The 26,255-nt window shown below is 70.6% G+C and carries 26 protein-coding genes and 1 pseudogene; 8 read left to right on the top strand and 19 right to left on the bottom strand.

Translation table 11 applies throughout. The features are described from left to right. Positions 1 to 52 precede the first annotated feature (52 nt). The 3 genes and pseudogenes from ACT3UL_RS06040 to ACT3UL_RS06030 all read right to left on the bottom strand — a co-directional run. A pseudogene (locus ACT3UL_RS06040) lies at positions 53 to 457 on the bottom strand (ATP-binding cassette domain-containing protein); the annotation flags it as partial. Continuing rightward, complete coding sequence (locus tag ACT3UL_RS06035) at positions 454 to 1,578, bottom strand: acyl-CoA dehydrogenase family protein (RefSeq protein ID WP_444577230.1); 1,125 nt, start codon at positions 1,576 to 1,578, stop codon at positions 454 to 456. The pseudogene ACT3UL_RS06040 and the gene ACT3UL_RS06035, both read right to left, overlap by 4 nt. Further along, positions 1,575 to 2,132 carry a DUF4242 domain-containing protein gene (locus ACT3UL_RS06030; protein WP_444577229.1) on the bottom strand — a complete coding sequence of 186 codons (558 nt, stop codon included), beginning with the start codon at positions 2,130 to 2,132 and terminating at the stop codon, positions 1,575 to 1,577. The genes ACT3UL_RS06035 and ACT3UL_RS06030 overlap by 4 nt, the downstream gene beginning before the upstream one ends. Before the next feature lie 213 nt (positions 2,133 to 2,345). On the opposite strand from ACT3UL_RS06030, the gene ACT3UL_RS06025 reads away from it, so the two are divergent. From ACT3UL_RS06025 to pdxH, 4 genes are all read left to right on the top strand, one after another. Beyond that, the gene (locus ACT3UL_RS06025) at positions 2,346 to 2,861 is read left to right on the top strand and encodes a GNAT family N-acetyltransferase (protein WP_444577228.1); all 516 of its coding nucleotides are present in this window, start codon (positions 2,346 to 2,348) and stop codon (positions 2,859 to 2,861) included. A gap of 7 nt (positions 2,862 to 2,868) precedes the next feature. Beyond that, positions 2,869 to 3,198 carry a GNAT family N-acetyltransferase gene (locus ACT3UL_RS06020; RefSeq protein ID WP_444577227.1) on the top strand — a complete coding sequence of 110 codons (330 nt, stop codon included), beginning with the start codon at positions 2,869 to 2,871 and terminating at the stop codon, positions 3,196 to 3,198. 139 nt (positions 3,199 to 3,337) lie between these two features. Then, positions 3,338 to 3,634, top strand: coding sequence for a hypothetical protein (locus tag ACT3UL_RS06015; protein ID WP_444577226.1), 297 nt, complete (start codon positions 3,338 to 3,340; stop codon positions 3,632 to 3,634). A 99-nt stretch (positions 3,635 to 3,733) separates the two neighbouring features. After that, positions 3,734 to 4,447: a pyridoxamine 5'-phosphate oxidase gene (gene pdxH / locus ACT3UL_RS06010; RefSeq protein WP_444577225.1), complete on the top strand. Its 714-nt coding sequence runs from the start codon at positions 3,734 to 3,736 to the stop codon at positions 4,445 to 4,447. Between the two features lie 55 nt (positions 4,448 to 4,502). Here the strand turns inward: pdxH and ACT3UL_RS06005 are convergent, their stop codons facing one another. Both ACT3UL_RS06005 and ACT3UL_RS06000 read right to left on the bottom strand, forming a co-directional pair. Then, positions 4,503 to 4,649 carry a hypothetical protein gene (locus ACT3UL_RS06005; protein ID WP_444577224.1) on the bottom strand — a complete coding sequence of 49 codons (147 nt, stop codon included), beginning with the start codon at positions 4,647 to 4,649 and terminating at the stop codon, positions 4,503 to 4,505. Beyond that, on the bottom strand, positions 4,624 to 5,223 hold the full coding sequence (locus tag ACT3UL_RS06000) for an ATP-binding cassette domain-containing protein (RefSeq protein WP_444577223.1): 600 nt from the start codon (positions 5,221 to 5,223) through the stop codon (positions 4,624 to 4,626). Before ACT3UL_RS06000 ends, ACT3UL_RS06005 begins: the two co-directional genes overlap by 26 nt. A gap of 201 nt (positions 5,224 to 5,424) precedes the next feature. Here ACT3UL_RS06000 and ACT3UL_RS05995 point away from each other — a divergent pair, with 201 nt between their 5' ends. After that, complete coding sequence (locus tag ACT3UL_RS05995) at positions 5,425 to 6,165, top strand: DsbA family protein (protein WP_444577222.1); 741 nt, start codon at positions 5,425 to 5,427, stop codon at positions 6,163 to 6,165. Positions 6,166 to 6,205: 40 nt separating this feature from the next. Here the strand turns inward: ACT3UL_RS05995 and ACT3UL_RS05990 are convergent, their stop codons facing one another. Both ACT3UL_RS05990 and ACT3UL_RS05985 read right to left on the bottom strand, forming a co-directional pair. Next, entirely contained in the window at positions 6,206 to 7,087 is an 882-nt protein-coding gene (locus ACT3UL_RS05990; protein WP_444577221.1) for a GH25 family lysozyme, read from the bottom strand. Between the two features lie 240 nt (positions 7,088 to 7,327). Then, positions 7,328 to 8,065 carry a glutamine amidotransferase gene (locus tag ACT3UL_RS05985; protein WP_444577220.1) on the bottom strand — a complete coding sequence of 246 codons (738 nt, stop codon included), beginning with the start codon at positions 8,063 to 8,065 and terminating at the stop codon, positions 7,328 to 7,330. 110 nt (positions 8,066 to 8,175) lie between these two features. Here ACT3UL_RS05985 and ACT3UL_RS05980 point away from each other — a divergent pair, with 110 nt between their 5' ends. Next, complete coding sequence (locus ACT3UL_RS05980) at positions 8,176 to 9,141, top strand: aminoglycoside phosphotransferase family protein (protein WP_444577219.1); 966 nt, start codon at positions 8,176 to 8,178, stop codon at positions 9,139 to 9,141. Between the two features lie 23 nt (positions 9,142 to 9,164). Here the strand turns inward: ACT3UL_RS05980 and ACT3UL_RS05975 are convergent, their stop codons facing one another. After that, positions 9,165 to 10,823, bottom strand: a complete 1,659-nt coding sequence (locus ACT3UL_RS05975; RefSeq protein WP_444577218.1) for an HNH endonuclease — start codon at positions 10,821 to 10,823, stop codon at positions 9,165 to 9,167. A 392-nt stretch (positions 10,824 to 11,215) separates the two neighbouring features. Between ACT3UL_RS05975 and ACT3UL_RS05970 the strand changes: the two genes are divergently transcribed. Continuing rightward, positions 11,216 to 11,704, top strand: a complete 489-nt coding sequence (locus ACT3UL_RS05970) for a glutathione peroxidase (RefSeq protein ID WP_444577217.1) — start codon at positions 11,216 to 11,218, stop codon at positions 11,702 to 11,704. A gap of 170 nt (positions 11,705 to 11,874) precedes the next feature. Here the strand turns inward: ACT3UL_RS05970 and ACT3UL_RS05965 are convergent, their stop codons facing one another. The 3 genes from ACT3UL_RS05965 to ACT3UL_RS05955 form a co-directional block, all read right to left on the bottom strand. Continuing rightward, complete coding sequence (locus ACT3UL_RS05965; RefSeq protein ID WP_444577216.1) at positions 11,875 to 13,821, bottom strand: serine hydrolase domain-containing protein; 1,947 nt, start codon at positions 13,819 to 13,821, stop codon at positions 11,875 to 11,877. A gap of 75 nt (positions 13,822 to 13,896) precedes the next feature. Beyond that, positions 13,897 to 14,433 carry a hypothetical protein gene (locus ACT3UL_RS05960; protein ID WP_444577215.1) on the bottom strand — a complete coding sequence of 179 codons (537 nt, stop codon included), beginning with the start codon at positions 14,431 to 14,433 and terminating at the stop codon, positions 13,897 to 13,899. Position 14,434: 1 nt separating this feature from the next. Beyond that, the gene (locus tag ACT3UL_RS05955; RefSeq protein ID WP_444577214.1) at positions 14,435 to 16,681 is read right to left on the bottom strand and encodes a dipeptidyl-peptidase 5; all 2,247 of its coding nucleotides are present in this window, start codon (positions 16,679 to 16,681) and stop codon (positions 14,435 to 14,437) included. Positions 16,682 to 16,798: 117 nt separating this feature from the next. On the opposite strand from ACT3UL_RS05955, the gene ACT3UL_RS05950 reads away from it, so the two are divergent. Further along, positions 16,799 to 17,338, top strand: a complete 540-nt coding sequence (locus ACT3UL_RS05950) for a VOC family protein (protein ID WP_444577213.1) — start codon at positions 16,799 to 16,801, stop codon at positions 17,336 to 17,338. A 13-nt stretch (positions 17,339 to 17,351) separates the two neighbouring features. On the opposite strand, the gene ACT3UL_RS05945 is transcribed toward ACT3UL_RS05950, so the two are convergent. The 8 genes from ACT3UL_RS05945 to ACT3UL_RS05910 all read right to left on the bottom strand — a co-directional run bounded on the left by ACT3UL_RS05945 (position 17,352) and on the right by ACT3UL_RS05910 (position 26,088). Next, the gene (locus ACT3UL_RS05945) at positions 17,352 to 18,215 is read right to left on the bottom strand and encodes a PhzF family phenazine biosynthesis protein (protein ID WP_444577212.1); all 864 of its coding nucleotides are present in this window, start codon (positions 18,213 to 18,215) and stop codon (positions 17,352 to 17,354) included. 43 nt (positions 18,216 to 18,258) lie between these two features. Next, the gene (locus tag ACT3UL_RS05940; RefSeq protein ID WP_444577211.1) at positions 18,259 to 19,689 is read right to left on the bottom strand and encodes an MFS transporter; all 1,431 of its coding nucleotides are present in this window, start codon (positions 19,687 to 19,689) and stop codon (positions 18,259 to 18,261) included. Between the two features lie 323 nt (positions 19,690 to 20,012). Then, positions 20,013 to 20,408 carry a cation:proton antiporter gene (locus tag ACT3UL_RS05935; RefSeq protein WP_193116902.1) on the bottom strand — a complete coding sequence of 132 codons (396 nt, stop codon included), beginning with the start codon at positions 20,406 to 20,408 and terminating at the stop codon, positions 20,013 to 20,015. Further along, on the bottom strand, positions 20,405 to 20,665 hold the full coding sequence (locus ACT3UL_RS05930) for a monovalent cation/H+ antiporter complex subunit F (RefSeq protein ID WP_193116901.1): 261 nt from the start codon (positions 20,663 to 20,665) through the stop codon (positions 20,405 to 20,407). The genes ACT3UL_RS05935 and ACT3UL_RS05930 overlap by 4 nt, the downstream gene beginning before the upstream one ends. Then, positions 20,662 to 21,144: a Na+/H+ antiporter subunit E gene (locus tag ACT3UL_RS05925; protein WP_443352233.1), complete on the bottom strand. Its 483-nt coding sequence runs from the start codon at positions 21,142 to 21,144 to the stop codon at positions 20,662 to 20,664. Before ACT3UL_RS05925 ends, ACT3UL_RS05930 begins: the two co-directional genes overlap by 4 nt. Then, positions 21,141 to 22,682, bottom strand: a complete 1,542-nt coding sequence (locus ACT3UL_RS05920) for a proton-conducting transporter transmembrane domain-containing protein (protein WP_443352235.1) — start codon at positions 22,680 to 22,682, stop codon at positions 21,141 to 21,143. Before ACT3UL_RS05920 ends, ACT3UL_RS05925 begins: the two co-directional genes overlap by 4 nt. Continuing rightward, complete coding sequence (locus ACT3UL_RS05915; protein ID WP_193116898.1) at positions 22,679 to 23,011, bottom strand: sodium:proton antiporter; 333 nt, start codon at positions 23,009 to 23,011, stop codon at positions 22,679 to 22,681. The genes ACT3UL_RS05920 and ACT3UL_RS05915 overlap by 4 nt, the downstream gene beginning before the upstream one ends. Continuing rightward, positions 23,008 to 26,088 (bottom strand): DUF4040 family protein, encoded by a 3,081-nt coding sequence (locus tag ACT3UL_RS05910; RefSeq protein ID WP_444577210.1) that lies wholly within the window; start codon positions 26,086 to 26,088, stop codon positions 23,008 to 23,010. The genes ACT3UL_RS05915 and ACT3UL_RS05910 overlap by 4 nt, the downstream gene beginning before the upstream one ends. Between the last annotated feature and the right edge of the window lie 167 nt (positions 26,089 to 26,255).

Genomic DNA, 26,255 nt, shown 5'->3' with positions numbered 1-26,255 from the left:
CGTCCAGGAGCACCACCGACGGGTCCACGGCGAGCGCCCGACCGAGGGCGACGCGCTGGGCCTGACCGCCGGAGAGCTCGGCGGGCAGCGCCTCGGCCAGCTCCGCGATGCCGAGCTCGGCGAGGAGCTCCGGGACCCGTTCGGTGCGGAAGTGTCCGTCGTTCGCGGCGAAGCGACCCCCGATGCCGACATTCTCGGCGACCGTGAGCCAGGGGAACAGGTCCGGGGACTGCGGCACCAGCGCGGGCCGTCGGGGGTCCTCACCGCGGTCGATGGTGCCGCCCTGCGGCTCGTCGAGACCGGCGAGCAGCCGCACCAGGGTGGACTTGCCGGCGCCGGAGCTGCCGAGCACGCACAGGGTCTCGAGTTCCTCGACCTCCAGGTCGAGCCCCTGCAGCACCGGGTGGGCGGTGCCGGGGAACCAGCGGGTCACGCCCCGGAGGGCGAGGGTCGTCATGCCGCACCCCCGGGGCCGCCCGCACTCGGCGCCACCGCCAGGATATTCGGCGCCGCCAGGAGATGACGCAGGTGCGTCTCCGTCGGCGACTGCACGGGGAGGAAGGCCGCCTCCCGGGCTCGACGCGAGGTGTCCGAGCCGAGGGCATAGCCCCGACCGCCGACGACCTTCTGCTCGAGACGAGTGGCGCGGCCGGCGAGCAGAGCGGATTCCAGCCGCACCGAGGCCAGGTCACGGGCGGGAACCCGCTCAGCGTCGCCGGCGGCGGCGGCCGTCACCTGCTCCACGGTGCGCACCAGCTCCGCACGAAGAGCCTCCCAGTCCGCGGCCCCCTGGTGGAACTCCCCGGCGAGGATGTTCCGGGAGGCAGCGTCGACGGCGGATTCCGCGGCGTCGAGCGCCGCACCCGCCAGGCCCAGGCACATCCCCGTCTGGATCAGCAGGAACGGGGCCCGGACCCGGTCGCGGAACGCCGGGAGGTCCTCCGTCAGGACATCACCGGCCGGGATGCTCACGTCGTCCAGGAGGACCACGCCCGAGGAGGTGCCGTCGAGCGCCGTGAGGCCCCTCAGCGGCTTCACGGTCACCCCGTCGGCGTCCCGGGCGAACCGGACGATGGCGCGCCGGTTGCCCGCGCCGCGGACCGGGGCCACGATCCAGGCCCCGGGGCGGAGGTTCGAGCACCACGGCAGCGCGCCCGTCACGGACAGCGTCCCGTCCGCCCGATCGGTGAGCTCGAGCGGGATCTCGCCGAGCCCGGCCTCCTCCTTGAAGGCGGGTGCCATGCCGGAGGCGAGGGCGACGGTTCCGACGTCGGCCCCGGCGGGGAGCGGAGCGCCCGTGGCCTCGTGATACTCGACGGCCGATCGGTGGCCCCACAGCGAGAAGGAGGTGGCGGTGCAGCGACGTGCGAGGGAATGTGCCAGCTCGACCACGAGGGGCAGCGGCGCGGTGAGCAGATCCTGCTCGCCGAGGTCCCGCAACCCGTCCCAGAGGTCGGCGTCGCCCCGGTCGACGGCGCCGGCCTGCGCCCCCACGTCGTCGACCACGGCCCCGACCGAGGGCGGGAGCGCGGCCAGCCCGAGAGCGCTGCGCTCCTCGGTGACGACGGCGGCGGTCACGAGCTCTTCGCGCCCAGGTCGATCGCGCCGAGCGCCCAGATCCGATCGATCGGGGTCTCGACGGCCTCACGGGCCCGCACGACGGCCTCCTCATCGGGGGCGTCGTAGAAGCACAGGCACTTGGCGGTGTCCTCGCGCACGTAGGTGCGCAGGAAGGAGGTCTCGGGGACCTGCGCGTACTTGGGGGCGTTGGCCTTCTTGCGCGCCAGGTACTTCTCCATGGTGATCTCGGCGGGGATATCCCATTCGACGAGATACCCGGCCCCGCGGCGCAGCGTCTTGATGTCGTCGAGCTCGGCGCCGACCAGGCGGACCTCGTCGGGTCCCTGCACCGTGCCGACGGCGTCGCCGAGGGAGGAGGCGAGCTGCTCGGCCTCCTCGGCGGAGCCGGCTTCGACGATCGTGAACAGGCGCGAGTGGTCGGCCGTCACCTGCGACTCGATGAGCTCGGCGGCGGACCCCTCACCGGTCGGGACCAGCAGCGCGTCGATCACGGCCTGGCTCCCCTCGCGGGTTGCTGCGGCAGGTTCGATCTCGAGGAGGAACAGCGACATGTCGGTCCTTTCGTTCGTGGTCCCGCACGACGTCATGCCGAAGCGGGGCTTATGTACGACATTAGCGTGGCACACCTAGCGTGCCACGGCGAAATACCCGGGTGTCCGTCGATGAACGGAGATGTCCGGAGAGGCACCCGTGGGGCGACATTCTCGAGCCACGCCCGACGGCGAGCTCCGGCCCCGTCGGTGCGAGGGCCTACCCTGTCCGGCATGACCACCTCCGGCCCCACCTTCACGATCGACACCCCCTCGCTCGAGGATGTGCCGGCGCTGGCCCGGATCCACGTGCGCGGCTGGGAGATCGCCTATGCGCATCTGATCTCCGGCGACGAGTGGTTCGGGCAGGAGGCGATCGACCGCCGGATCGAGCACTGGACCCACTGGCTCACGCCCGGGACCCGAGCGGCCGACGAGGGCGTATACCGGGTGGGCCGCGACGCGGAGGGCGTCGTGATCGGTCTGGCCGCCTCCTGGCCGCCGCGCGACGCGCAACCGGTCCGGCCGCGCGAGCTGTCCGTGCTCTACCTCGACGAGAACTGGCTGGGCACCGGCGTGGCACGCGCCCTGACCGAGGACATCCTCGAGGGCGGCCCCGCGAGCGTCTGGGTCGCCGAGGACAACCCCCGCGCACGACGCTTCTACGAGAAGCTCGGCTTCACGCCCGACGGCGCGACCCAGGTCGAGGAGCAGCTCGCCAACATCCGCGACCTCCGCATGGTGCGGTGACGTCGGCATGCTCCGCCACGATGAGCCCATCGACCCCATGGCCGCGGCCGAGATCCGCGTGCTCTCCGACGACGACAGCGGCGCGGTCGCCCGGGGTCGCGGCATCGGCACGGACCTGATGCACGCTGCTGAGAAACGATGCGCTCCGGCCACCGCGGTTCGCCTCCGGGTCGGCCTCGACAATCCGGGCGCTCGGCGTCTCTACGAGCGCCTGGGCTACGCGGGCACCGGTGAGCTGCAGACGACCACCTACGAGTTCCGCGACGCGGACGGACACCTCCGATCAGCCACCGAGACCGACGAGTGGATGGAGAAGCGGCTGGCAGGACCTCTCTGAGACAGCAAGGACCACGCACTCCACCGATCCCCGTCCCTCGTGAGTGGCACGGCGTCGGCCCCAGGATCCACCCGCAGGATGACGGCCTCGCGCTCCCTGTCGGACGCGCCGGCCCCGTGCTCGCGGGGATAGTCGAAGCATGAGAAACGCAACCATCGCCACCAGCCGCACCCGAGCCACCGCCGATCACCTGATCGACTACCGCCCCCTCCCCGCCGCCTGGGGGGACGTCGAAGCCCTCCACGAGCTGCGGGCCGCCAAGGCCCTGGCCGCCGAGCGCGGCCTCGACCCCAGCACCCTGGAGATCGCGGCGAGCGACGGCGGCCCGCGCCGCAGCCGTCGGCCGCTCGCGCTGCTCCGCCGCGAGCGCGGCACCCACGCCCGCACCCAACGGAGCCTCCAGGGCCACGCCGCCGGGAGTCTCGCCACCGCCTGAACACCCCGATCCAGCACCGATCACCCGTGCAGCCCCTTCCCGAATCGTCGTCGGGCGCCCGCCCGGCCCGATCCCCCACGGAGTCCTAGGATCACGGGTATGACCGACAGCCGCGCCGACATCCCCTCTGGCGACCTCCACCCTGCCGACCACCGTCTCGCCGCGGAGCGCCTCGACTACCTCTCCGGATCGCTCGCGGATGACGCCCCGGAGGACCCGCTGGCCCTGTTCGACGTGTGGATGGACGAGGCCTTCGCCCGGCGCGAGGAGCACGGCGACCTCTCAGACCCGTCGGCCGTGGTGCTCTCCACCGTGGCGCTGGATCCCGACGGCTCCCCGCGACCTCGCTCGCGCACCGTGCTGCTGAAAGGGCACGACGAGGGCGGATTCGTCGTCTACACGAACCTCGCCTCGTCCAAGGCCGAAGAACTCGACATCACCCCTCGCGCAGCGCTCCTGCTGCCCTGGTACCCGCTCCAGCGGCAGGTGCGGATCGAGGGCCGGGTCGAGCCCGTGCCTGCGGGCGAGTCCGACGCCTATTGGGTGCAGCGTCCGCGCGGCTCACAGCTGGGCGCCTGGGCCTCGCGCCAGTCCCGCGAGATCAGCTCGCGCACCGAGCTCGATGCGCAGTACGCGCAGGCGGAGGCCCGATTCGAGGAACAGGAGATCCCGCGTCCGGACTTCTGGGGCGGCCTGCGGATCCACCCTGAGCGGGTCGAGTTCTGGCAGGGCCGGCAGAACCGCTTCCACGACCGCATCGCCTATTCGCTCGGGGCCGACGGCACCTGGGAGCGCCATCGGCTGCAGCCGTGATCACCTCTCTCCGACCATCTACCCGGACTGCTCAGTGCGGCTCGCTCGGACCGGATCACTCACCCAGACGGCGGAGGAACCGCTGCGGGGCGTCGAGGAAGCTGCGCCAGGTGCGCACAAGATCGAGGTCGTCGTAGGCGACGCTCCGCAGACCCCATGGGCCCACCTCGAGGAGATCAGCGCCGGGCAGCGCGGCGAGCACCGGGGAATGCGTGGACAGGATGATCTGCGAGCCGTTCGCCACCAGCTCGCGCAGCAGGCCGAGCAGGGCGAGGCATCCGCTGATCGACAGCGCGGACTCGGGCTCGTCCAGGAGCCACAGGCCCCGGATCCTTGAGCGCTCGGCGACCAAGGAACGATTCGCCATGGCTGCGCTCGTGCATCATGCCGCCCACGCCGATCTCCTCGTAGTACGTGAACAGCGAGTGCATGGTCTCGGCGCGCAGGAAGAAGCCGGACTTCGCAGCGCCTGCGCCGCGCACCAGCTGGAGGTGGTCGGCGAGCCGTGACTCGGTGGTGCGGGTGGAGTGCATGGCGCCGGTCCCCCCGCCCTCGGGGTTGAGGCCGTAGGCGCCCGCGATCGCCTCGACAAGGGTGGACTTCCCGGCGCCGTTGTCGCCGGTCAGCACGGTGATCTGTCCGAGCTCGAGACCGTCGTCGAGCAGCTGGCGCACGGGCGGCAGCGTCGCGGGCCAGATCGACCTGTCCGCCGGAGCCAGGGGGTGATCGCGCACCGCCCGCAGCGGAAGCAGGGGCGGGAGCAGCTGACCGCTCATCCCGGGCATCCGTGCTGGGAGGCGATCGCTTCGCGCGGCACCGGCCTGCCCGGATCGAGAACACGTCCGGGGCCGAGAGCACGACTCGAGTCGAGAGCACGCCCCGGGACGGCGTCGTCGGCTCGCTCCGATCCGGTGTTCCAGGTCATCATCGCTCCAGGATGTCTCATGGCCCCGACACCCCTGAGTAAGCTTCCGGGCATGCACGGATCCCCGACCCCTCCCCGCTCCCGCACTCCGCTCGTGGTCGGGATCATCGCCGCGATCGCCTGCCTGGGCCTCGCGCTGCTCGTCGTGGTCGGACTGGTCGTCGGCGGCGTGCTGTACACCAGCGGCCGCACGGATCAGGAGGTCCCCGCGGGCTCGGGTTCGAGCACAGGAGACCTGGTCCTGCCCCCAGGGGTCGACGCCGACGCGCCATACCTCGAGCTGAGCACCGCGGCCGACGGCCCCGTCGTCGACGTCTATGTCGACTTCCTGTGCCCCCATTGCGCCACCTTCCATGATGCCCAGGGCGCGGATCTCCAGCTGCTGGCCGAGGACGGTGAGATCACGCTGCGCCTGCACCCCCGCCCCATGCTCGACCCGAACTCCTCCCCGGCCGGCTATTCGAGCCGCGCTGCTAACGCCGCGATCTGCGCATACTCCGAGGATGCGGACCCGACGGCGTGGTTCGCAGCGGAGACGGCGCTGTTCGACTCCCAGCCCGGGGAGTCGGGCCTCACCGATGAGGAGCTGACCGACCTGGTGGGCGAGGCCGCCGGCGCCGACGTCAGCTCCTGCGTCGACGAGGGCACCTACATCCCCTGGGTCCAGCAGGTCGTCGAGCCCGAGGCCCGCGAGAGCACCGCGGGCACGCCCGCCGTGCTGATCAACGGAGAAGACTTCACCGGCGACGCCGCCGAGGCCGGGTCGCTGAAGGAAGCCATCGAGGCGGCCTGAACCACCCGGCCGTCTGCCGGCGACGCCCTACCGCTGCGCGCTACTCCTTCTCGGCATGAGAGATCGCGCCGTCGCCCTCGGCGATCTCTGCATCGCGGCGCACCTGCTCGGCGCGCACGACGTCGATATCCACTCCGCCGGAGATGCCGGAGACCTTGCCGTCGAAGCGGATCTGCCACACGGCCCAATCGGCCTGCGCGGGCCGGGCATGCTCCGAGTACAGCCAGTCGGGGCGGGGGTCGGTGACCGGCAGCCCGTAGTGCTGACGCCAGTCCGAGGAGGAGTAGATGAGCAGGCGGCGCCCCCAGGCCTTCTCCACGGCAGCGGTGAACTCATCGAGCTCGGTCTGCGCGTCGACGACGCCGGGGCGGTCCTCGCACGCCCCGTCGAACTCGAGGTCGAGGGCCGGGGGAAGAGCGGAATCGTCCGGTGGTGCTGCCGCGAGGAAGTCCGCGGCCTGCTCGGCGCCGGAGGAGCACAAGGTGAAGTAGTGATAGGCGCCGGTGGTGAGACCGGCGGCCCGGGCGCCGTCCCAGTTCTGCTGGAACGTGGCGTCGGTGAACCCCGTGCCCTCGGTGGCCTTGATGTACGCGACCGTGAACCCGTCGGCGGAGACCTTCGCCCAGTCGATTTCCCCCTGATGGGCGGAGACGTCCAGACCCATGGTCTCGTCGGCCCCGAGCGTGATCTCGCCGGGGAGGTTCTCCAGCGCGGCCGCATCGCCGGGAGTGATGGCGACGGTCATGGCGTCGTCGTCGGCCTGGAAGGGCTCGCGCTGGGTGGTGCCGCTCGCCGCGCCGTCGCCCCGGATCGCTCCGATGAGCGCGGCGGTGCAGCCCCCGAGGACCAGCAGCAGGGTCAGCGCGAGGACGCCAGCGACGAGCTGTCTGCGTCGGACCTGCTCAGGAGTGAATCGGGGCACGGGCGCGACGCTACCGGAGCGAGTGCTCCCACTCGGGGAGGACGTGCCGCGAGGAAGCGATTTCCCTGACTGTCCAGGGACGCCTTCTCAGAGCATCCTCGCAGCGACGCTCATCGCGTGGTGCTCCGACGGAGAGGACTTGTCGGAGCGGACTTGTCCGAGGGGACTTGTCCGAGGGGACTTGTCCGACGGGACTTGTCCGAGGGGACTTGTCGGAGACGTCCCGTCCGAACAGTCCGGTCAGCGGGCGAAGAGCGTGGCGAAGGCGCGCAGCAGCTTCGGCGGTTCGTCGGCCCGCTCGCTCTGGAGTTCGGTGAAGATGTCCTCCATCTGGTCGGGCGAGAAGTACCCGTGGTCGCGATAGGCACGAGCCCGCTCGATGATCGAGGGGATGTCCAGCTCGGGGTGGAACTGGGTGGCGTACTGGCGGGTGCCGACGCGGAACATCTGGAACGGTGCCGTGCGCCCGGACGCGAGCGCCGTGGCGTGGTCGGGAAGGGTGTGCACCGCTTCCTTGTGGCCGACGAGTCCGGTGAACGCCCCCGGCAGGCCGGCTTCACGGATCAGGGGATCCTCACGGCCGGCGTCGGTGAGGGTGACCTCGACGGCTCCGAGCGGTTCGCCGTAGGTGCGATCGATGACGGCACCCTGGTGGGTGCCGAGCGTGCCGATGCCGTAGCAGGCACCGAGGAACGGGATGTCCTCGGCGATCACCTGGTCGAGAACCCGGAAGATCTCGCGCTCGGCGCGCTTCTCGGCGTCGGACTTGGCATCGTCGGGTTCGGAAACCGTGAACGGGCTGCCGCAGAGGATGATGCCGGAGATATCGTCGGCGGAGAGCGCCGGGAACGGCTCACGATCCAGGCGCGCCCAGATCAGTTCGTCCTCGCGCAGACCGGTGAAGTCGAGCACCGCGGCTCTCTCGGTGAGGGCGACGTCGTCTTCGGGGCGGGTGGCGATCTGTACGAACGGTTTCACGCAAGAATGCTAACGGCCCGGGCTGGGCCGCCCTGCCAGACTGACCCCCTGCCAGCCGAGTCCGCCCCGCTCCGCCCTGCCCGCGCGGTGCACCGCCGAAGGAGATCCCCATGTCCGAGTCCGCTGCCGGAACAGGTGATGACGCCGCGCCGTCGGGATCGACGGTCGCCGGCTACGCGCTGCCGCGACTCCTCGCGTCGAACGACGATCCCGGGGTGGCCGCGTGGAGGGCCGAGCTGCCGCAGGTCGTGGCGACAGTGCTGACGCAATGGTCCTTGGTGGCGTCGGCGCCGTTCTCCCCCGGAGGGTCAGCCGCATGGGTCGCGCCGGTGCAGGACCGTGACGGCACGGAGCTGGTCCTGAAGGTCGCATGGGCACATGAGGAATCGCGGGACGAGGCAGCCGGCATGACGGTGTGGCAGGGACGCGGCGCGGCCCGGGTGCTGCGCAGCGAGCTGCAGGGGCCGACGTCGCTGCTGCTGATGGAGCAGGTGCTTCCCGGGACGCCCCTCGCCGACCTGCTGACCTGGCCGGAACGGGACGAGGTGGCTGCGGGGCTGCTGCGTGAGATGTGGTTCCGTCCCGAGGCCGTGCTGCCCGCCGCGGAGGCTGCGCAGTTCCGCCCGCTGTCGCACATGTGCGCCTGGTGGGCGGATGAGGCGCAGGCCCGCGCGGACGACGGACGCTCCCCGCTCCCCCGCGATGTCATCGACCGCGGACTGGCTCTGTTCCGGTTGCTGCCGCTGGAGTGGGACGGGGACCAGGTGCTGCTGGCGACCGACTTCCATCCGTCCAACGTGCTCGCGCGCGGTGAGGGGGCGGCACGGGAGTGGGTGCTGATCGATCCGAAGCCGTATGTGGGCGATCCGCATTACGACCTGCTGCAGCACATGCTCAACGATCCGGAGCGGGTGACCTCGCAGCCAGGCGCTTTCGCGGAGCGGATGGCGGGCTTGACCGGCCTGGATCCGGTGAGGGCCCGGCAGTGGCTGTTCGCTCGCTGCGTGCAGGAGGCCGGAGTCATGGACGGCGCGGCACAGGCGGCCTTGGGGCTGGCGGCCGACGGCGTGGCGTGAGGGGCGTTGCCCGACCGTATCGATCAGGGATCGGTCCCTCGATCTCGTCGGCGGGCGCCTTCGGGGTCAGCTGCTGCGCTCCCTCGTTCGATCCCAGCAGGTGGTTCCTGGGCGAGCGCGTTCGGGTCAGCATTGCCCGGTGCGGACTCGTCCGGGCCCGCTGTGCCTGCCGGACCCGGTGGCTGATCGCCGGCCGGTGACGGTCGAGGTGGACGACTCAGCGGTGTCGGTGCGGTCACGCGGGTGACACCGGAATGACCGGTCCACGCCACCCGGTGCCCCGCATTCTCAAGATCGTCGACGCACTCGACAGCCAGCGCGTCGTTCTCCTTCTGGTTGCAATGCAAACAGGCGTCCTGCCCGTTGTCGAGGCTCGTGGGGCCGCCTTGCGCATAGGGTCTGATGTGGTCGTTCTGCCGCGACTGCGCATTGCAGAACGGCCCACGACAGGATGTATCACGCCAGGTCAGAAACTTTTCCAGGGCAGGAGGGAAGGCGCGGCCACGGGATTCCACGGCCACCAGCTCTCCCGTGGTGGGGTGCGTGAACAAGCGGCGGATGGTGGCGCGCGTGGCGGGCCCGTCCTCACCGTACGGATCGGGGCCATCGTGCTCCGCACCAGGTTCGGCCCGCCGCGGCGCGACCGCCGCCCGCAGCTGCTCGCGCACCGCCTCCGGCGGGACGGGGCCGTATCCCTCGATGTGCGCGGGATCGCCGGCGTCGGGCCGGAACAGGGCACGATCGGTGATGATCACGCCGAGGTCCAGCTCCACCTGCTCCATCGCTCCGTCACGGCCCAGAACGGTGTCGACCAGAGCATCCGCCATCAGTGCGCCGTGGCCGACGTCGCCGCCCTCGGCTCGGCGGCGCTCTGCCTCCAGCGACAGGCGCTTGTGCAGCAACCGAGCATCGATAGCCGGGAGATGAGCGTGCAGATCCGCCATGCCGTGTTCGCCCGGGATGATCGTCACCGCTCGACCCTTCCGCGCCCGGCGATGCCGCAGGAGCGCCCCTTCGGCATCCAGATCCATCATCGCGGCGGCGGCCTCATCCCGCCATCTCCTCACTCCGGCACCGTCGAGGGACGGCAGCCTCTCGCCGAGGATCGCGTCGACCTCCTGGCACTGCGCACCGTCGAGCACCGACACCGAGCCGGCGACCGCGTAGGCGGCCCGTGAGGACACGTTCCGCTCCGCCATCGCGGTCAGCATGTTCGGCATCGAGGCGACCAGTCGTCGCGCCGACGCCAGCGAACTGCCCGCGGCCGACGGGGAGCACCGCGTGATCAGGGACAGGTCCCGGCGGGTGCGCCCGTCGGCCTGCTTGTCCAGGAGCGTCGACGAACGGACGGCGGCATCCTCCTGGGCCGCCTCGTCGCGCGCCTCCGCCAGGCGATCCCGACGGGTCACCTCAGCGAGCGCCACCACCGTGCGAGCCTCGAGCGCATCCTGCGCGCCCCTGATCACCTGCTCGGACACCATGAGATGGGTGATGCCGCCGCGCGCCATCCCCTGCGTCTCGAACAGATCGCCCGGATCCTTCGCGAGTGCTTCGAGCAGGAAGCCCACGTCGCCGAGCAGCTGCGCCAGAGCATCCATGCCGCCGGCCCGCACAGCATCGATCGACCACGGAGAGTTCGAGGAACTCTCCGCGTCACCGATAGTGCTGTTCGTCGTCGACATGCCCCTAGTATTCCGTGCCTCTCCGACAGACGAAAGGAGCCCAGAGGAAATGTGGATAAGTTCTTCGAGGGCCCTCCAGGCCACCTTCAGGCCGACAGGGCAGGCCCGCACAGAAGGCCCTCGAACAGGTCCCCGACCTGCACAAACACTCCCGGCCTCGCACTCCGAAAAACTCCGTCAGGAAGTTCTCCACAATGCCACGACGAACATTGTGGAAAACCACCCCCTGGGGAGGAAAGGTCAATACTGGGACCACGAGCAGATTGGCCGCATTATGCACGTCAGGGCTCGACGTCCACGCATTCCGGGGCGCATTGTGGACAACACCAGGGTGGGGAGGAACGGCGGCCAGACGCCTCCCCTCTCCAGATTCGAGGGAGACAATGGGACCCATGACGACACTCGCCGATTTCACCGCGACCACGATCACCGGGAACGAGAAGGACCTCGCCGACTACGCGGGCTCCTCCGTCCTGGTGGTCAACACCGCCAGCAAGTGCGGGTTCACCCCGCAGTACGCAGGACTGCAGGACCTCTACGCGCGCTTCCATGAGAAGGGCCTGATGGTTCTCGGCTTCCCCTGCGACCAGTTCATGCACCAGGAGCCCGGCACCGAGTCGGAGATCGCCGAGTTCTGCTCGGTGAACTTCGGGGTCGAGTTCCCGATGTTCGCGAAGGTCGAGGTCAACGGCGACGGGGCGCACCCGCTGTACCAGTGGCTCACTGGACCGCATGGCGACATCCCCGCCGGGGACATCGGCTGGAACTTCACCAAGTTCCTGATCGGGCGCGACGGGGCGGTGCTGGGCCGCTACGCCTCGGACGTGGAGCCGACGGACATCGCCGACGACATCGAGAAGGCCCTGGCCGCTTCAGCCTGACCAGGGACGACTCCACACGGCACGGCACGGCACGGCACGGCACGGCACGACACGACACGACACGACACGGCACGGCACGGCACGGCACGGCACGGCATGACGCTGCCGACGGCCCCGCGTCGCCTGGACGCAGGGCCGTCGATCGGGCAGCGCTGCCCGCCGTGGAGCGGTCAGCCGGCGTCGACCCACCCGTCGGCCACGACCTGCTCGCGGTCGGCGACCCGATCCGTATCCAGGAGCGTGTCGCGCCCGTCGGCCACCTGGATGCGCCCGATCCAGGCGCCGAGCCCACGAGTCGCGGTGTCGGTCGTCATCCTCAGGCGGATCTGGACCTCGCCGCCGAGCGCCGGCAGCGCACCGGAATCCGGTCCGTCACCCGCTGAGCCGCTGGAGTCTGAGCCGCCGGACTCTGAGCCGCCGGACTCCGAGCCGCCGGACTCCGAGCCCCCTGGTCCCGACCCGTCGACCAGGGGGAACACGCCGTTCCACCGCTGCCGCCGACCCCAACCGGTGATCTGGCCGTCCGGCACCGCGACGCTCTCCTGATGCTTCGCCTCGAGGGTGCCGGCGAGCGGGATCCACGTCGAGCCCTGGTCCTGCGAGGCCCCGACGGCGAGCACGTCGTACGCGGTCTCGAGGTGGGCGAAGAGGTCCACCACCAGCTCCGGCACCGCTCCGGACGCGGGCAGGTCGACCGCGGCGGTCAGCGTCGCCGTCGTCGCGTCCTCCTCGCCGGCGCGCCATCCACCGGAGCGCAGCCCCTCGGGCACGAGCCCCAGCGCATGGGCCACGCAGGTCGAGACCTCCCGTCGGGTGGCCGACGTGCTCGACCATTCGCGCGTGGGGTGCACCGAGTTCGCGAGCATGATGACGATCGTGTCGGTGAGCGGGTCGATGACCAGCGAGGTGCCGGTGAATCCGGTGTGCGTCCCGCTGTACGGGCTGGTGAGGCCCGCGTGATAGAACCAGGCCTCCAGCTCCGGGCCGAGCCCGCGCCGCGCGCCGCCCACCCCGGTGATCTCCGCGATGCGGTCCGTGTACATGTCCTGCACGGTCGCCGCCTTGAGGATCCGGGCATCCCCGTAGCGCCCGCCGCCCAGGAACATCTGCCCCAGCACGGCGAGGTCGCGCGCCGTGGAGAAGACGCCCGCATGGCCGGCGACACCGCCGAGGGAGTAGGCGTTCTCGTCGTGGACATGCCCGTGCACGAGATACCCGTAGTACTCGACATACTCCGTCGCGGCGATGCGGTCGCGCAGGTCAGCAGGCGGGTTGTACATCGTCTCGTGCATCCCGAGGGGCTCGGTGACGTGCTCGCGGACGTACACGTCGAGCGTCTGCCCGGAGAGCTTCTCCACGATCAGCCCGAGCGTGATCAGGCCCAGATCGCTGTAGACGTACTTGGTGCCCGCCGGAGTATCCGGGACGACGGTCAGCACCGCATCGAGGCGCGAGGGCACATCGGGATAGGCGGAGTAGAGGTTGATGAAGGCCGGCAGGCCGCCGACGTGCGTGAGCAGCTGCTGCACGGTGACCTGCGCCTTGCCGTTCTCCGCGAACCGCGGGAGATAGGTGGAGACGGTGTCGTCGAGGGCCAGTACGCCCTTCTCGACCAGCTGCATGACGGCGGTCGCCGTGAAGATCTTCGAGATCGAGGCGAGGTCGTAGATCGTGTCGGTGCGCGCGGGGATCCACTCGTCCTCGGGAAGCTCCTTGCTCGCGTCCTTCCAGCGCAGGGCATAGCCGTCGGCGTGCTCCATGGCGATCCCGGCCTGAGAGGCGACCAGCACGGAGGCCCCGGCGAAGCGCGGCGGGTCGAACTCGAGCCCGGCGCGGACGATGCCGGGCAGCTCCTCGAGCGTCTCGGCGTCCAGGCCCACGTCGCCCGGCTGGACCTCGCGCAGGGTCGTGCTCGATCCACGGCGGTCCCAGGGGTGGCGATGCGGCTCCCCGTGACGCCAGGTCGGGGCGGAGCGGGCGGACTCCGCGGAGGGACTGCTCTTGTGCGGGGCGGGGTCACCTGCCGCGTAGGCCGCGGCGGGGAGGCCGACTGCGGCGGTCGTCGCGGCCAGGGCGGTGGCCGTCAGTCCGGTCCGACGGGTGATCCGGTGGTCCATGAAGCTCCTTCGCATCAGGGTCGCCCGCAGCCGACGAGGTGCGGCGCGGGCCGCCAGCCACGCTATCGAGCCGCGTCACGATGTGGCAAGCATCACGTCCGGTCGGCGCGTCGGGAGCCCCGCTGGTCCCCGGCGCAGGCCGGAGATGCCGTAGGCGAGGATGCCCGCCCCCACCAGCATCAGCAGGGATCGCAGCACCCCGACGACGATCCCCAGGATGGCGGCCACCTGCATCAGGCCGGCGACGCCGTCCGACATCGAGGCGGGGTCGCTGCTCGTGGTGACGTTGACGGTGACGCCGAGCGCCCAGGCCACGATCAGCACGATCCCGCCGCGACGCAGGAGCCCGCGCCCGCGGACCACCACCAGGATCGACAGGATCAGCAGCGCGAGCCCGAGCCCCATTGAGATCAGGCCGCCGACGAGCAGGAGCCCTCCGAGGACCATCGAAGCCGCAGGCTCAGGGTCCTCGAACGCGGTCAGGGGCAGCACGACCGTGGCGAGCTGGACCAGCAGGCCACCGACCCCCAGCACCCCGGCGATCACGGCGAGCGCGATCGCCGGGGTCACGGGCGGCCGGACCTGGACGCTCTGCGGCGGATACGTGGTCATCTCAGCCACGCTCCAGCTCGAGCACCGGCACGCAGGGCGGGCTGAAACCCAGCACCTGCCCGTAGAACGACAAGGTCGCCTCGGCGGCGCGGATGATCGAGGACGCCTTGCGGAATCCGTGCTGCTCGCCCTCGAACAGGAGATAGGCGTGCGGGATCCCCTTGGCCGCGAGCGCATCACGGAACAGCTCGGACTGGCTGGGCGGCACGATGCGGTCCTCGTCGCCCTGGAGCAGCAGCACCGGCACCTCGAGCTCGTCGACGTGGTGGAGCGGGGCCCGCTCCACGTAGAGGTCCTTCCGCTCCGGGTACGGGCCGACGAGACCGTCGATGTACCGCGATTCGAAGTCGTGGGTGTCCAGGCGGAACTTCTCGAGCTCGGCGACACCGAAGCTCGAGGCGCCCGCAGCGAAGGTGCCGGTGCGTGTGAGGCAGGCCAGAGTGGTCCACCCACCGGCGCTGCCGCCCTCGATCGCCAGCCGCCCCGGATCGGCGATACCAGCCGTGACCAGGTGCTCCATGACCGCGACGGTGTCCTCCACGTCGACCACACCCCACTGGCTGCGCAGGCGATTGCGGTAGGCGCGGCCGTAGCCGGTCGAGCCGCCGTAGTTCACGTCGACCACCCCGAGCCCGCGGGAGGTGTAGTACGCGGTGGGCAGGTGCAGCACCGGGGGGACATGCCCGGTGGGGCCACCGTGCACCCGCGCGATGAAGGGCGGCAGGTCCCCCTCCCGCCCGGCCAGGCCCTCCTGGTGGGGGCGGTGGACGATCGCGTGGACCACGCCGCCGTCAGGATCGTTCCGCAGCGGCACCTCGATGCTCTCGCTCGTGGGCAGCACGGCCGGATCGGGTGCGTCGGAGCGGGAGGAGCGCAGGACCGTGAGCGGGGAGAGCGCAGGCGCGGTGGAGTTCGACGCGGCAGCAGGCGCGGGGCCGGCTGACGCGGCAGCAGGCCCGGGTCCGGCTGGCGCGGCAGCAGGCCCGGGTCCGGCTGGCGCGGCAGCGGTCGATGCCCCCGACAGGTCCAGCCGGGCGATGCTGATCGCGGCGAACTGCGTCAGCGAGGAGCCCGCGAGCACCAGCAGCCCGTCCTCGCGCAGCTGCATCCCGGCGATCGAGGTGAGCGGGCACTCCAGGGGCTGCAGGTCCCCGCTGCCGATCCGCAGGATCCCGAGGCCGTCCGCGGCGCGTCCGTACCGCACCAGCACCGTGTCGGCATCGAGCACCTGGTACCAGGTCATGCCGAGCGACCACATCGACCCGGCGAACTCCTGGTCAAGCTCGAGGACCTGCCGGGCGCCGTCGTCGGCCGTCCAGACCCAGGGGTTCCACCAGCCCGACGCATCGGAGATGGCGAGCAGGCGCTCGTCGTCGAGCCATTCGGGCTGCAGCACGGACGTCTCGGCGTCGCCGAGCACGGTCCGGCCCTCCCCGGCGCTCCCTGCCAGCAGCGGGGCGACGTGGAGCTCGGTGCCGTCCCACGGCATCCGCGGGTGCTCCCAGCTGATCCACGCGATCTGGGAGCCGTCCGGACTGATCCGCGGATGGGCGACGAACCGGGACGCCGGGGTGACCCGACGGATCGCCGACGGGTCCTCGGCGGCCGAGCCGTCCAGGGGCACGGCGGCGATATAGCGCTCGATGTGCGGTGCGCCGTCGGCGCCGGTCCGCGGACCCTGCTCCCCGCCGGTGTGGTCCTCGCAGACCCACCAGACCTCGTCGGTGCCGTCGGCGAGCCGGACCGGGGTCGGGTCGGCCCACCGCAGGGAGGGGCCGTGCGCGCTGGTGACCTCGGGGCCGACGGGTGAGAGCGGTCGCGGCTGCTCGCCCTCCCGGAAGGCGTGGACACGCTGGTCCTCGAAGTTCACGAAGACGACCAGGGGTGCTTCCTCGGCGCCGTCGGGAGCGGCAGGAGTCTCCGTGCCGGGCAGCGCCGCCCAGCTCGTCCCGCCGTACTCGTGCACCCGGGACCGTGCGTTGTACGGCGCAGGCAGCACCGTCACGGGATCGGCCGACGAGATATCTGCCGGGGCGGCGCCATGCTCGGCGAGTGGCGGGGCAAGTGGCAGGGCGACGGGGCCGGGCGACCGCACGATCGCGAGCCGACCGCCCTCCGTCGCGATGCCCTCGGTCCACCAGAGGGCATCACCCACCAGCTGCGGCGTGCCGAGCCGGGTGCCGCCGGTGGCGAGCAGCTCGGCGGAGATGGGCGAGGGCCAGGACCCGTACGGAAGCGTCGTCACCATGAGGACAGGGTATGCATGGGAGCGCGTCGGCATCTGCCGTATGTGGACGGCCGACGGCCTCCGGGCCGCACCAGTTCGCGGACAGGCCCTGTCCGCCCCGCGAGGGATGCTCGCCCCATGACGACATCGACCCCTTCCGTGATCACCCCGATCTCCCGGCTGAGCGGCGGCTACGGAAGTCTCAACGCCTTCGCCGCCGTGACCGGTCCCGGTGGGGCCCGCGGCTTCCACGAGTTCCTCGGCGCGGTGCTCGACGCCGTCGAGACGCCCGAGGCCCACGCCGTGGATACCGATGGTCTCCTGATCCACTCCGAGGCGCGGATCGGCGATTCGTGCCTCATGGTCGTCGATTCCAAGCCCGGTTGGCCCTTCACCCCAGCGCTCCTCCAGGTCAATGTCGAGGACCCTCACGAGGTGCTGCGGCGTGCCCGTGCCGCCGGATGCCGGATCATCACGGAGGTCTCGCCGTTCTACGCCTCGACGATCGCGCGGTTCCAGGACCCGTGGCACAACGTGTGGTGGCTGTTCGGTCCGGAGGAGGCCGACGCCCCACCGCTGGACTGGGACCCAGCGGTCGCGGCACGGGAGGGCGAGAGCGACGTGCATGCGACGATCTGTCGGGCGATGGAGCAGCTGGCCCCGCCGAGGGGCCCCTGAGCTCCGCGGAGGCTCAGACCAGGATCGAGCCCTCCACGGTGAGCACGGTGACGCCGCCGATCCAGATCGTCCCGTCGGCCCCGACCTGCACGTCGATGCGTCCCACGCGCTCCAGCACCGTGCCCTGCGCGGCGGTCCATCGTGCGGGCATCGGCCCTCGGCCCACCAGCCACTGGGCGATGCCCGCGTTGAGGCTGCCGGTGACGGGGTCCTCGATGCCACCGAGCGTGAAGGCGCGGACCTCGTAGAGCGGGTCGGTGCCGACGGGATCGGTGAGGGCGGGACTGTGGCGGCCCAGGACTCCGAGCTTCGCGTCCGCCATGCCCGCGAGGTCCGGGACCAGCGACAGGACCTGCTCGGCGGATTCCAGCTCGAGCACCCGCCAGCCCGGCCCGTTGTCCGCCCAGGCATGCGCCAGCACCGAGGAACGGGGCACCCCGAGCGCCTGCGCGAGCTGGACGACGTCGACCTCGTCGAGTGGGCCGCTGCGCCGCAGCGGCGGGGCGGCGAACGCGAGCCGCCCCGCGTCACGGCGCACCGCGATGTGCCCCGCCTCGCACTCCTGCACGATCTGCTCCCCGGACGGCTCGCCGCCCGCCCACAGCCAGGCGCGCGCGGTGCCGAGGGTGGGATGCCCGGCGAAGGGCAGCTCGCCCGACGGGGTGAAGATCCGCACCCGGTAGTCGGCCGCGTCCGTGGTCGGCGCCAGGAGGAACGTGGTCTCCGAGAGGTTGGTCCAGCGCGCCACGCGCTGCATGTCCTCCTCGCTCAGATCATCGGCGTCGAGCACGACGGCCAGCAGATTGCCGCGCTGGGGACGATCGGCAAAGACGTCGAGCTGGAGGAAGCGACGCGGAACGGGCGCGGTGGGAGACATGACGATCAGTCTCGCACCGCGCCCGTCAGCCGGATCAGGCGGCTCAACGACCGGCGTCGTCGAGGGCCTTGTCCTCCGCGAGCATGACCTCGATGCCGTAGTCCTCGGGATCGGACTCCGGGATGTCGGTGCCGCTGAGGTTGGCGCCGGCGGTCTCCTTGAGGAACAGCAGGGCGATCATGCCGACCACGCAGCCGATCATCACGTACACCGCAGGGAACTCGAGGAACCCGGTGGACTCCACGACCGCCTCGTTCAGCGGCGCGGCCGTGCCGCCGAAGATCGAGGTGAACACGTTGTAGGTGACGGCGAAGCCGGCGAAGCGCACATGCGCCGGGAACATCGCCGGGAAGGTCGCGGAGATCGTGGACAGCTGCGGGATGTACAGCAGTCCGAGCACCGCGAAGCCCAGGATCGCGAGACCGAAGCTCTGCCCCATCAGCATGTACATCGGCAGGGCCATGACGAACAGGCCGATCATCGAGAACCACCACATCTTCTTGCGGCCGATCCGATCCGACAGCGATCCGCAGAATGGGATCACCGCCATCATCGCGACCTCGCCGATGAGGATCACCATGAGCGACTCGTTCGGAGTGAGGTGGATCTTCGTCTCGAGGTAGCCGGGCATGTAGGTCAGCAGGGTGTAGTTCGCGATGTTCAGCGGGATCACGAGGCCGGCCATCACGAGGATCGGCCTCCAGTACTTCAGGATCAGGTCGCGCAGACCGCCGGTCGCGCTCTCCTCGGACTCGCCGGCCTCCTCCAGGTCCTGGAACACCGGGGTCTCGTCGAGCCTGGACCGCAGGTAGAGACCGATCAGGCCCAAGGGGGCGGCGACGAAGAAGGGCACGCGCCAGCCCCAGGCCGCCATGGCATCCTCGCCGATGATCAGCTGCAGGACCAGCACCACGACGGTGCCCAGGGCGAAGCCGCCCAGAGTGCCGAACTCGAGGAAGCTGCCGTACAGGCCGCGACGCTTGTCCGGGGCGTACTCGGCCATGAAGGTCGCCGCGCCGCCGTACTCGCCGCCGGTGGAGAAGCCCTGGATCATGCGGAGCACGGCCAGGAGGATCGGGGCGAGGATGCCCACCTGCTCGTAGGTCGGCAGCACACCGATGAGGAAGGTCGCCGCGGACATCAGGATGATCGTCAGCGCGAGCACGTGCTTGCGGCCCAGACGGTCGCCGAGCGGCCCCCAGATGAAACCGCCGAAGGGGCGGGCGATGAAGGAGATCGCCAGGAAGGCGTAGGTCCAGAAGAGGCCCTCGGAGCCCGAGGGGAAGAAGTGCGCCGCGATGTAGGTGGCGACGACGGCATAGGCGCCGTAGTCGTACCACTCGGTGGCGTTGCCCATCGCCGAGGCGGCGACGGCCTGGCGGATGGTGCGCCGGGGAGGGAGGTCCTCGAAGGCAGTGCCCTTGGAGGGAGTGCCCTCGGAGGGCGTGGGATCAGGGGTGGTCGATGTCGTCACAGGGGACTTCCCGTTCTTCGCGCACGTGCCGGGGCACGTCGTGGCGGCGCTCCTGACGGCGCAGCGAGAGCACCCACGAGGTCAGGAGCGGCCGACGGCAGGAGACCATCGGACTGCGAGCGTGCACGACGGATCCGCCCTTCGAACCAGCGGCGCACGCCGTCGCAAACGAGGTCACGCTATGCAGTTTCTCGACGAGTCGCCACCGGACGCCCCCTCGAGCGCCTCATCGACGCAGGTCAGCAGGTCATGGCCAGAGCGGAATCTGCTGTAACCGACTGGTAAGCACCGCGCGACGGACCTCCCGCACAGTGTGCCGATGCTCAGCGATCGTCGCTGTGCGGCACCTGCTCGCCCTCCCCCGGAGCCCGCGCGAGGTCCTGAGGCGCTGTCCGCGGATCCACCGGGGACCCGGAGAGGTATGCAGCCCGCGCGAGCACGTTCGAGGCGACCGACGACACGATGATCAGCGCGAGCACCGTGACGACGGACTTGAGCAGCAGCGCTGGATCGAACCCGTCGACCCGGGCATGCTCCAGGAAGGCCCCCATGACGATCATCGGCAGTCCCAGACCGGTGGCCGGCGAGAGCACGTTGATGCGGCTCAAGGAGTCGCGCGCATGGAACATCGACAGCGCTGCGGTGAGCATCCAGAACGCGCCGCCCAGCAGGAGCACGGCGATGAGGATGCTCACCGCGATATCGAGCACGGCGATCATCGGCGCCCCCTGGTGAGGATCCGTGCCAGGGCCACAGTGGCCAGGATGCCCAGCACGGAGGCGATCAGTGCGGCGTCGACCGCGGCGGCGGAGGCCTTCAGAAGGCCCACCAGGACGATCAGTCCGACACCGGAGAAGAACACGAGGTCGCCGACGACGGCCCGGCTGGCGGCGTCCGGTGCAGTGGCCACCCGGAAGAGGCCCACCAGGATCGCCGCGCCGAGCAGAGCGACGGTCACCCACAGGATCACGCTCATGACTCCTCCTCAGCGGTGGTAGGGCCGGGCCGATGAAAATCCCGGCCGTGCTCATGCAGGGACCGAGCGACGCGGCCGTCCACGAACCGCTCGTCGCCGAGCCCTCCCCTGCGAGTATTCAGGGCGGCGTCCGCCCCGTCGGCTCCCCGCGTCGCCCTCAGCAGCCGCTCCTCCATCTCGCCCAGATCGGCGAGGACCTGCTCCCGCGACTCGGCGAACAGGGCGTGGACGAACAGGCTCGAACGCTCCTCGCGGGTGCCGTGGGCGATCCCGACGACCAAGGTGCCCGGTGTGATCGTGATCGAGGAGGACATCGTGATGATCTCGATGTCCGTGGTGGCCCGCAGGGGATACTCGACGATCGCCGGGGAGCTGAGGGTCCGCCGGCTGTAGACGCCCTTGGCCATCTGGACGGATCCCTTGAGGATCTCCACGAAGATCCACAGGGCGTAGGAGGCCATGTACCCGAGGCGCCTCATCGTCCGATCACCGCCTCCACATAGGCCTCGACGTCCAGCAGGTCGGTCGCGGCGGTGTCGATCGTCGGCAGCACCAGGCCGATGCCCACGAACATCGCGAGCGACAGCGCCATCATCGCCGCACCCGGCATCGCCAGACGCCACGGCACCCGGACCTCGTCCGGGAGCGGGAGGGGATCGCCGCGCCCGACGCGCGGGTCGTCAGGGCGATAGGTGGTCATGTCCTCGCCCCATGCGACACCTCGCCACATGCGCTGCAGGCCGAGCAGCGACCCCACCGACGCGACGATCACCGCGAGGATCGCCGCCCACCCGAGCATCGACCCCCCGAGCGTCACCTGCTCCGCAGAGGCCCGCAGCAGCCCCACCTTGCCCCATAGGCCGGAGGTGGGCGGCAGGCCGACGAGGCTGAACAGCCCGAGCGCGAGGACCCCGACCACCCAGGGATCCCGGCGCGCGAGCCCTGAGATCCGGTCCAGGCGACCGGACCCGTAGGTGTGCTCGATCGCGCCGGTGGTCAGCAGCAGGGCCGACATCGTGATCACGTGGTGGACGAGATAGAGGATTCCGGCCGTGACGGAGAGCTGGGTGAACAGCACCAGGCCGAGAAGGATGTGCCCCACGCCGGAGACCATCTGGTGACCCATCGCCGTCCGCACCCGTCGAGCGCTCGCCGTCGAGAAGGCGCCCACCAGGATCGTCACGAGCACCAGCACCGCGAGGACCGCCAGGAACGGCAGCCCGTCCGAGAAGGTCACCGCGACGATCCGGTACATCGCATACAGCGCGACCTTGGTGTGCAGAGCGGAGAACAGCGCCATGATCCCGGCAGAGGTGCCGGGGTACGCCCGCGGCAGCCACGAATGCACGGGCACCATGCCCGCCTTCACGGCGAGGGAGAGGAGCACGACGGCCAGGGCCGCAGCGGTCGCCGGGTCCTCGCTCCCGGCGCCGGCGAGCGAGGCCAGGTTCACCGTGCCCGCGGTGCCGTAGACGAACCCGACGCCGATCAGCAGCACCGTCGAGGTGAGCAGGTTGACCAGCACGAAGAGTCGGCCGATGCCGAGGCGTCGCCAGCTGCCGGTCACGGCGATCAGCGCATAGGAGGGCATCAGCATGACCTCGACCCAGACGAACAGGTTGAAGAGGTCGCCGGTGAGGAGCGCGCCGTTGACCCCGGCGCTCAGCAGCAGCACCAAGGGCGGCAGGAAGCGATACCGCGACTCCCCGGTCAGCACCAGGAAGATGCTCGCGGCGAGCGTCGCGACCGCGGTGACCAGCAGCATCACCGCACTGAGCGTGTCGGACACGAAGGGGATGGCGAGCACGTCGGAGAATCCGCCGACGGCGTGGGAGATCACCGGTTCGGTGCGATGCCAGGCCAGCAGCCAGAGCGCGCCGAGGCCGACGGCGATCGGCACGCCGATCAGCACCGCGGTGTCGACCGCCCGGCGGCGCACGAGCAGCAGGACAGCCGCCCCGAGCAGCGGGGCCACGACGAAGATCGGCAGGAGGGAGGGGGGAACGGTGGGAATCATGAGTCAGGGTTCTCCCCGGTCGCCGGGTGCTGGGACATATCGTCGTCCCGGCCGATCACGGCGAGAGTCAGCATGAAGATGGTGACCGCCATGGTGATGACGATCGCGGTCAGCACGAAGGCCTGCGGGAGCGGGTCCGCCATGTCGGCGCGCGAGGAGACGTCGGTGAGCGGCTCGGCACGCCATCCCGGCACTCCGGTCGCCAGGAGCACGAAGTTCGCGGCGTGGCTGATCAGCGTCATCCCGAACACCGCGCGCACCATGCTCCGCTGGAGCAGCAGGTACACGCCGCCGGCGACGAGGACGGCAACAGTCAGGCTGAGGATCATCGGCGACCGCCCTCCTTCGGCTTCGTTCCGGTCGTCAGGTGCGAGGTGCCGACACCGACTCGGCGCCGACGGACGACGTCTTCCCCACGAGTGGTGTCCAACGGCCCGGGCAGCTCGCCCTCGACCGCCTCATCGGTCCGCTCACGAGTGCTCTCCCCCGGCGTGGCGGACCCTGTGGAGGCACCGGCCCCCAGCAGGTTCACCGCGACCATGACCAGGCCCAGCACCGCGAGGTACACGCCCAGGTCGAAGATCATCGAGGTGGACACGTGGGCACCCAGCAGGTGTCCGTGCAACGGCTCGAGGAAGCCTCCCTTCAGGAACCCGAGGGCGCCGGCGCCGAGAGCCACCGCGATGCCCCCTCCGATGAGGAACAGGGGGAGCCTGAGCGGGCCGATCTGTCGATCCGTCGACGTGGACAGATACATCAGCGCGACGATCGCGGACCCGACGAGTGCGGCGATGAATCCGCCGCCCGGCTCGTTGTGCCCGCGCAGGAAGAGCATGATCGAGAGGAGCGCGAGGATCGGGGCGGTCACCCGCACCATCAGCTGCAGCGCGGCGGAATTGCCCCAGGCGCTGTTGATCGCCCGATCGGCCGAGGTCCCCTCGCCGCGCAGTGCCGGCGCCCTGTCGGCGTCGGTGCCGTCCTCGCTGCCGGTCTCGCCGTCAGGATCGATGAACATGTGACGCACGCTGGAGAGCACGGCGACGATCGCGACGCCTGCCATGCCGAGCACGGACAGCTCGCCGAGCGTGTCCAGGGCACGGAACTCCACCAGGATGACGTTGACGATGTTGTGGCCGCCGGTGATCTCCTCGGCGTGCGCGATGTAGTACTCGGCGACGTCGCTGCGCTCGCGTCGGCCCATGAACAGGTACATGCCGGCACCGGCGGCGAGCCCGACGCCCACGGCCAGGAACAGCGCCCCGCGGCGCGGGGCACGCCCGGGGGGATCGAAACGCCGCGGGAGCCTCTGCAGCACGAGCATGATGATGATGATCGTCAGCGACTCCACGAGCAGCTGGGTCAGGGCGACGTCGGGCGCTCCCAGGACGAGGATCTGCACCGTCGCGAGAATGCCCACCGCGGAGAGGGCGACCGCCGCTCCGAGGCGGTCCCGCCGCGTGCAGACCACCACGACCGCCACGAGGATGAGCACGAAGAGCACGACGTCGAAGGGGACGTTGAGCCCTGGGGTCAGCGCGGGGAGATCCCCGACAAGGGCGACGAAGGCCGCCAGCATCACGACGCAGAATGCTGCCAGGATCGCGGCGAGATGCCGCATCGGGTCGTCACTCGCGATCGGCCTGACGAGCAGCAGGGCGAAGCGCCTGGCCAGGCGGTCCACCGCTCCCAGGATCTGCGCCCCGTCGACGGGGAACGGGTTCGTCTCCAGGGGGGGGAGCAGCCTGCGGCGTCCGAGCGCGAACAGGGTGCCGAGGACGATCACGCCGACCGTGATCGCCAGTTCCGGCGTGACGCCGTGCCAGAGCGCGAGATGCGGATGGTGCTCCCCGCCGAGCGCCGCGTCCATCGCCCGGGCGACCGGGGTGTCCAGCACGCCCACGACGAGAGCGAGAGGGAGCCCCGCGAGGATCGGCAGGGCGGCCGGCCAGAGCAGCAGCGGAGCGGGCCGGTGGGCGTTGCGCGCCTCGCGGACGGCCCCGGTCGGGTCCGTCGAGCTGGTCATGGCCTCTGCTGCGGCCCGGTCTCCTGATGTCGCCTCGGCGTCGAGTCGCGCCAGTGCGTCCTCATCTCGGCCGTCGATGAAGACGCCGAGCACGATCTTCGCGCAGTACGCGAAGGTGAGCACGCTGGCGCCCGCGATACCGAGTGCGACCACCCAGCCCATCGCCGGAGCCCCACCGAGGTCCAATGCCCCGGTCAGGAGCGCCTCCTTGGAGACGAAGCCGAGCATCGGGGGCAGCCCTGCCATGGACATGCAGCCCAGCAGCGTCACCACGAAGCTGCCGGGCAACGCTCGTGCGAGAGCCGGCATGCGCCGCAGCTCGCGCGTATGGACAGCATGGTCGATCACTCCGACCATCATGAACAGGCCGGACTTGAACAGCGCGTGGGCGATGGTGTGCAGCACGGCAGCCAGGATCGCCGCCTCCGTGCCCACGCCGATGAGGGTGACGATCAGTCCCAGCTGGCTGACCGTCGAGTAGGCCATGAGCTTCTTGAGGTCGCGCTGCTGGAGCGCGAGGAACCCGCCCACGAAGGCGGTGACCAGGCCGGCCGTGATGAGCAGGACGTTCCAGGCGATGACGTCGTGGAAGGCCGGGCTGAATCGGAGCAGCAGGAAGATGCCTGCCTTCACGACAGCGGCCGCATGGAGGTACGCCGAGACCGGCGTCGCCGCGGCCATCGCATCGGGCAGCCACACGTGGAAGGGGAACTGGGCGGACTTCGTGCAGGCGGCGACGGCGATCAGCAGTCCGACGAGCGTGGCGAACGCGGGGTCCTCGGACCAGACGTCCGCGGCGAGCACCTCGGTCACCGAGGAGGTGCCCAGGCGCAGGATCATCAGCGAGACCGCGATCAGCAGGGAGAGGCCGCCCAGGAACGTGATCAGCAAGGTGCGCATCGAGGCGGCCTGTCCTCCGCGCCCGGAGCGGGCGATGAGGAGGAAGGAGGCGATCGAGGTCAGCTCCCAGGTCACGAAGAGCAGCACGAGGTCATCGGCGAGCACCAGCGCGACCATCGACAGGGTGAACAGCGCCATCACCAGGGAGAAGCTCAGCTGCCTGCCCGGCTCCAGGTAGCGGGCCGAGTACGCGAGCACCACGGCACCGATGACCAGGGCGATCATCGCGAACACGATCCCGATTCCATCTGCGCGCAGAGCAAGATCAATATCCCACTGCGCGGCCCACGGGATCGAGAACGTCGTGGTTGCCGGCCGGGTCTCTCCGGCGAGGACGGCCTGGGACGCCGGGACGAGAGCTGCGGCCGCGAGCAGATACAGGCCGGCGAGGATCCAGCAGGCGGACCGGCCGAGAGCACGGTCGAGGGCCGGGGTGATCGCCACCGTCGCGACCAGTATCAGCACCGTCCACAGCACCGACATCGTCAGCGCCCCGACGTGGAAGGGGCGGTGGCGTCATGGCGGGGCATATACGGATTCTAGCGACGATCCGCGAGCGGCCAAACCCCGTCTGCTGCGCAGGTGTCTCGGCGGCCTCGCGCGCACGCGCGGTAAGAAATAAGACTCCCTCCGACCCCGCGCCCTCCGCG

This window comes from Brachybacterium sp. 107 (assembly GCF_052379725.1).
Lineage (GTDB): Bacteria > Actinomycetota > Actinomycetes > Actinomycetales > Dermabacteraceae > Brachybacterium.
Note: the sequence above shows the minus strand (reverse complement) of the source record. Positions and strands in the feature narration are given on the sequence as shown.

Bases quoted from the DNA above. Each gene is read 5' to 3' on its own strand.
- ACT3UL_RS06030 (WP_444577229.1), bottom strand. From the start codon at position 2,132: ATGTCGCTGTTCCTCCTCGAGATCGAACCTGCCGCAGCAACCCGCGAG.
- ACT3UL_RS06025 (WP_444577228.1), top strand. From the start codon at position 2,346: ATGACCACCTCCGGCCCCACCTTCACGATCGACACCCCCTCGCTCGAG.
- ACT3UL_RS06020 (WP_444577227.1), top strand. From the start codon at position 2,869: ATGCTCCGCCACGATGAGCCCATCGACCCCATGGCCGCGGCCGAGATC.
- ACT3UL_RS06015 (WP_444577226.1), top strand. From the start codon at position 3,338: ATGAGAAACGCAACCATCGCCACCAGCCGCACCCGAGCCACCGCCGAT.
- pdxH (WP_444577225.1), top strand. From the start codon at position 3,734: ATGACCGACAGCCGCGCCGACATCCCCTCTGGCGACCTCCACCCTGCC.
- ACT3UL_RS06000 (WP_444577223.1), bottom strand. From the start codon at position 5,223: ATGAGCGGTCAGCTGCTCCCGCCCCTGCTTCCGCTGCGGGCGGTGCGC.
- ACT3UL_RS05995 (WP_444577222.1), top strand. From the start codon at position 5,425: ATGCACGGATCCCCGACCCCTCCCCGCTCCCGCACTCCGCTCGTGGTC.
- ACT3UL_RS05980 (WP_444577219.1), top strand. From the start codon at position 8,176: ATGTCCGAGTCCGCTGCCGGAACAGGTGATGACGCCGCGCCGTCGGGA.
- ACT3UL_RS05975 (WP_444577218.1), bottom strand. From the start codon at position 10,823: ATGTCGACGACGAACAGCACTATCGGTGACGCGGAGAGTTCCTCGAAC.
- ACT3UL_RS05970 (WP_444577217.1), top strand. From the start codon at position 11,216: ATGACGACACTCGCCGATTTCACCGCGACCACGATCACCGGGAACGAG.
- ACT3UL_RS05965 (WP_444577216.1), bottom strand. From the start codon at position 13,821: ATGGACCACCGGATCACCCGTCGGACCGGACTGACGGCCACCGCCCTG.
- ACT3UL_RS05960 (WP_444577215.1), bottom strand. From the start codon at position 14,433: ATGACCACGTATCCGCCGCAGAGCGTCCAGGTCCGGCCGCCCGTGACC.
- ACT3UL_RS05955 (WP_444577214.1), bottom strand. From the start codon at position 16,681: ATGGTGACGACGCTTCCGTACGGGTCCTGGCCCTCGCCCATCTCCGCC.
- ACT3UL_RS05950 (WP_444577213.1), top strand. From the start codon at position 16,799: ATGACGACATCGACCCCTTCCGTGATCACCCCGATCTCCCGGCTGAGC.
- ACT3UL_RS05945 (WP_444577212.1), bottom strand. From the start codon at position 18,215: ATGTCTCCCACCGCGCCCGTTCCGCGTCGCTTCCTCCAGCTCGACGTC.
- ACT3UL_RS05935 (WP_193116902.1), bottom strand. From the start codon at position 20,408: ATGATCGCCGTGCTCGATATCGCGGTGAGCATCCTCATCGCCGTGCTC.
- ACT3UL_RS05930 (WP_193116901.1), bottom strand. From the start codon at position 20,665: ATGAGCGTGATCCTGTGGGTGACCGTCGCTCTGCTCGGCGCGGCGATC.
- ACT3UL_RS05925 (WP_443352233.1), bottom strand. From the start codon at position 21,144: ATGAGGCGCCTCGGGTACATGGCCTCCTACGCCCTGTGGATCTTCGTG.
- ACT3UL_RS05920 (WP_443352235.1), bottom strand. From the start codon at position 22,682: ATGATTCCCACCGTTCCCCCCTCCCTCCTGCCGATCTTCGTCGTGGCC.
- ACT3UL_RS05915 (WP_193116898.1), bottom strand. From the start codon at position 23,011: ATGATCCTCAGCCTGACTGTTGCCGTCCTCGTCGCCGGCGGCGTGTAC.
- ACT3UL_RS05910 (WP_444577210.1), bottom strand. From the start codon at position 26,088: ATGTCGGTGCTGTGGACGGTGCTGATACTGGTCGCGACGGTGGCGATC.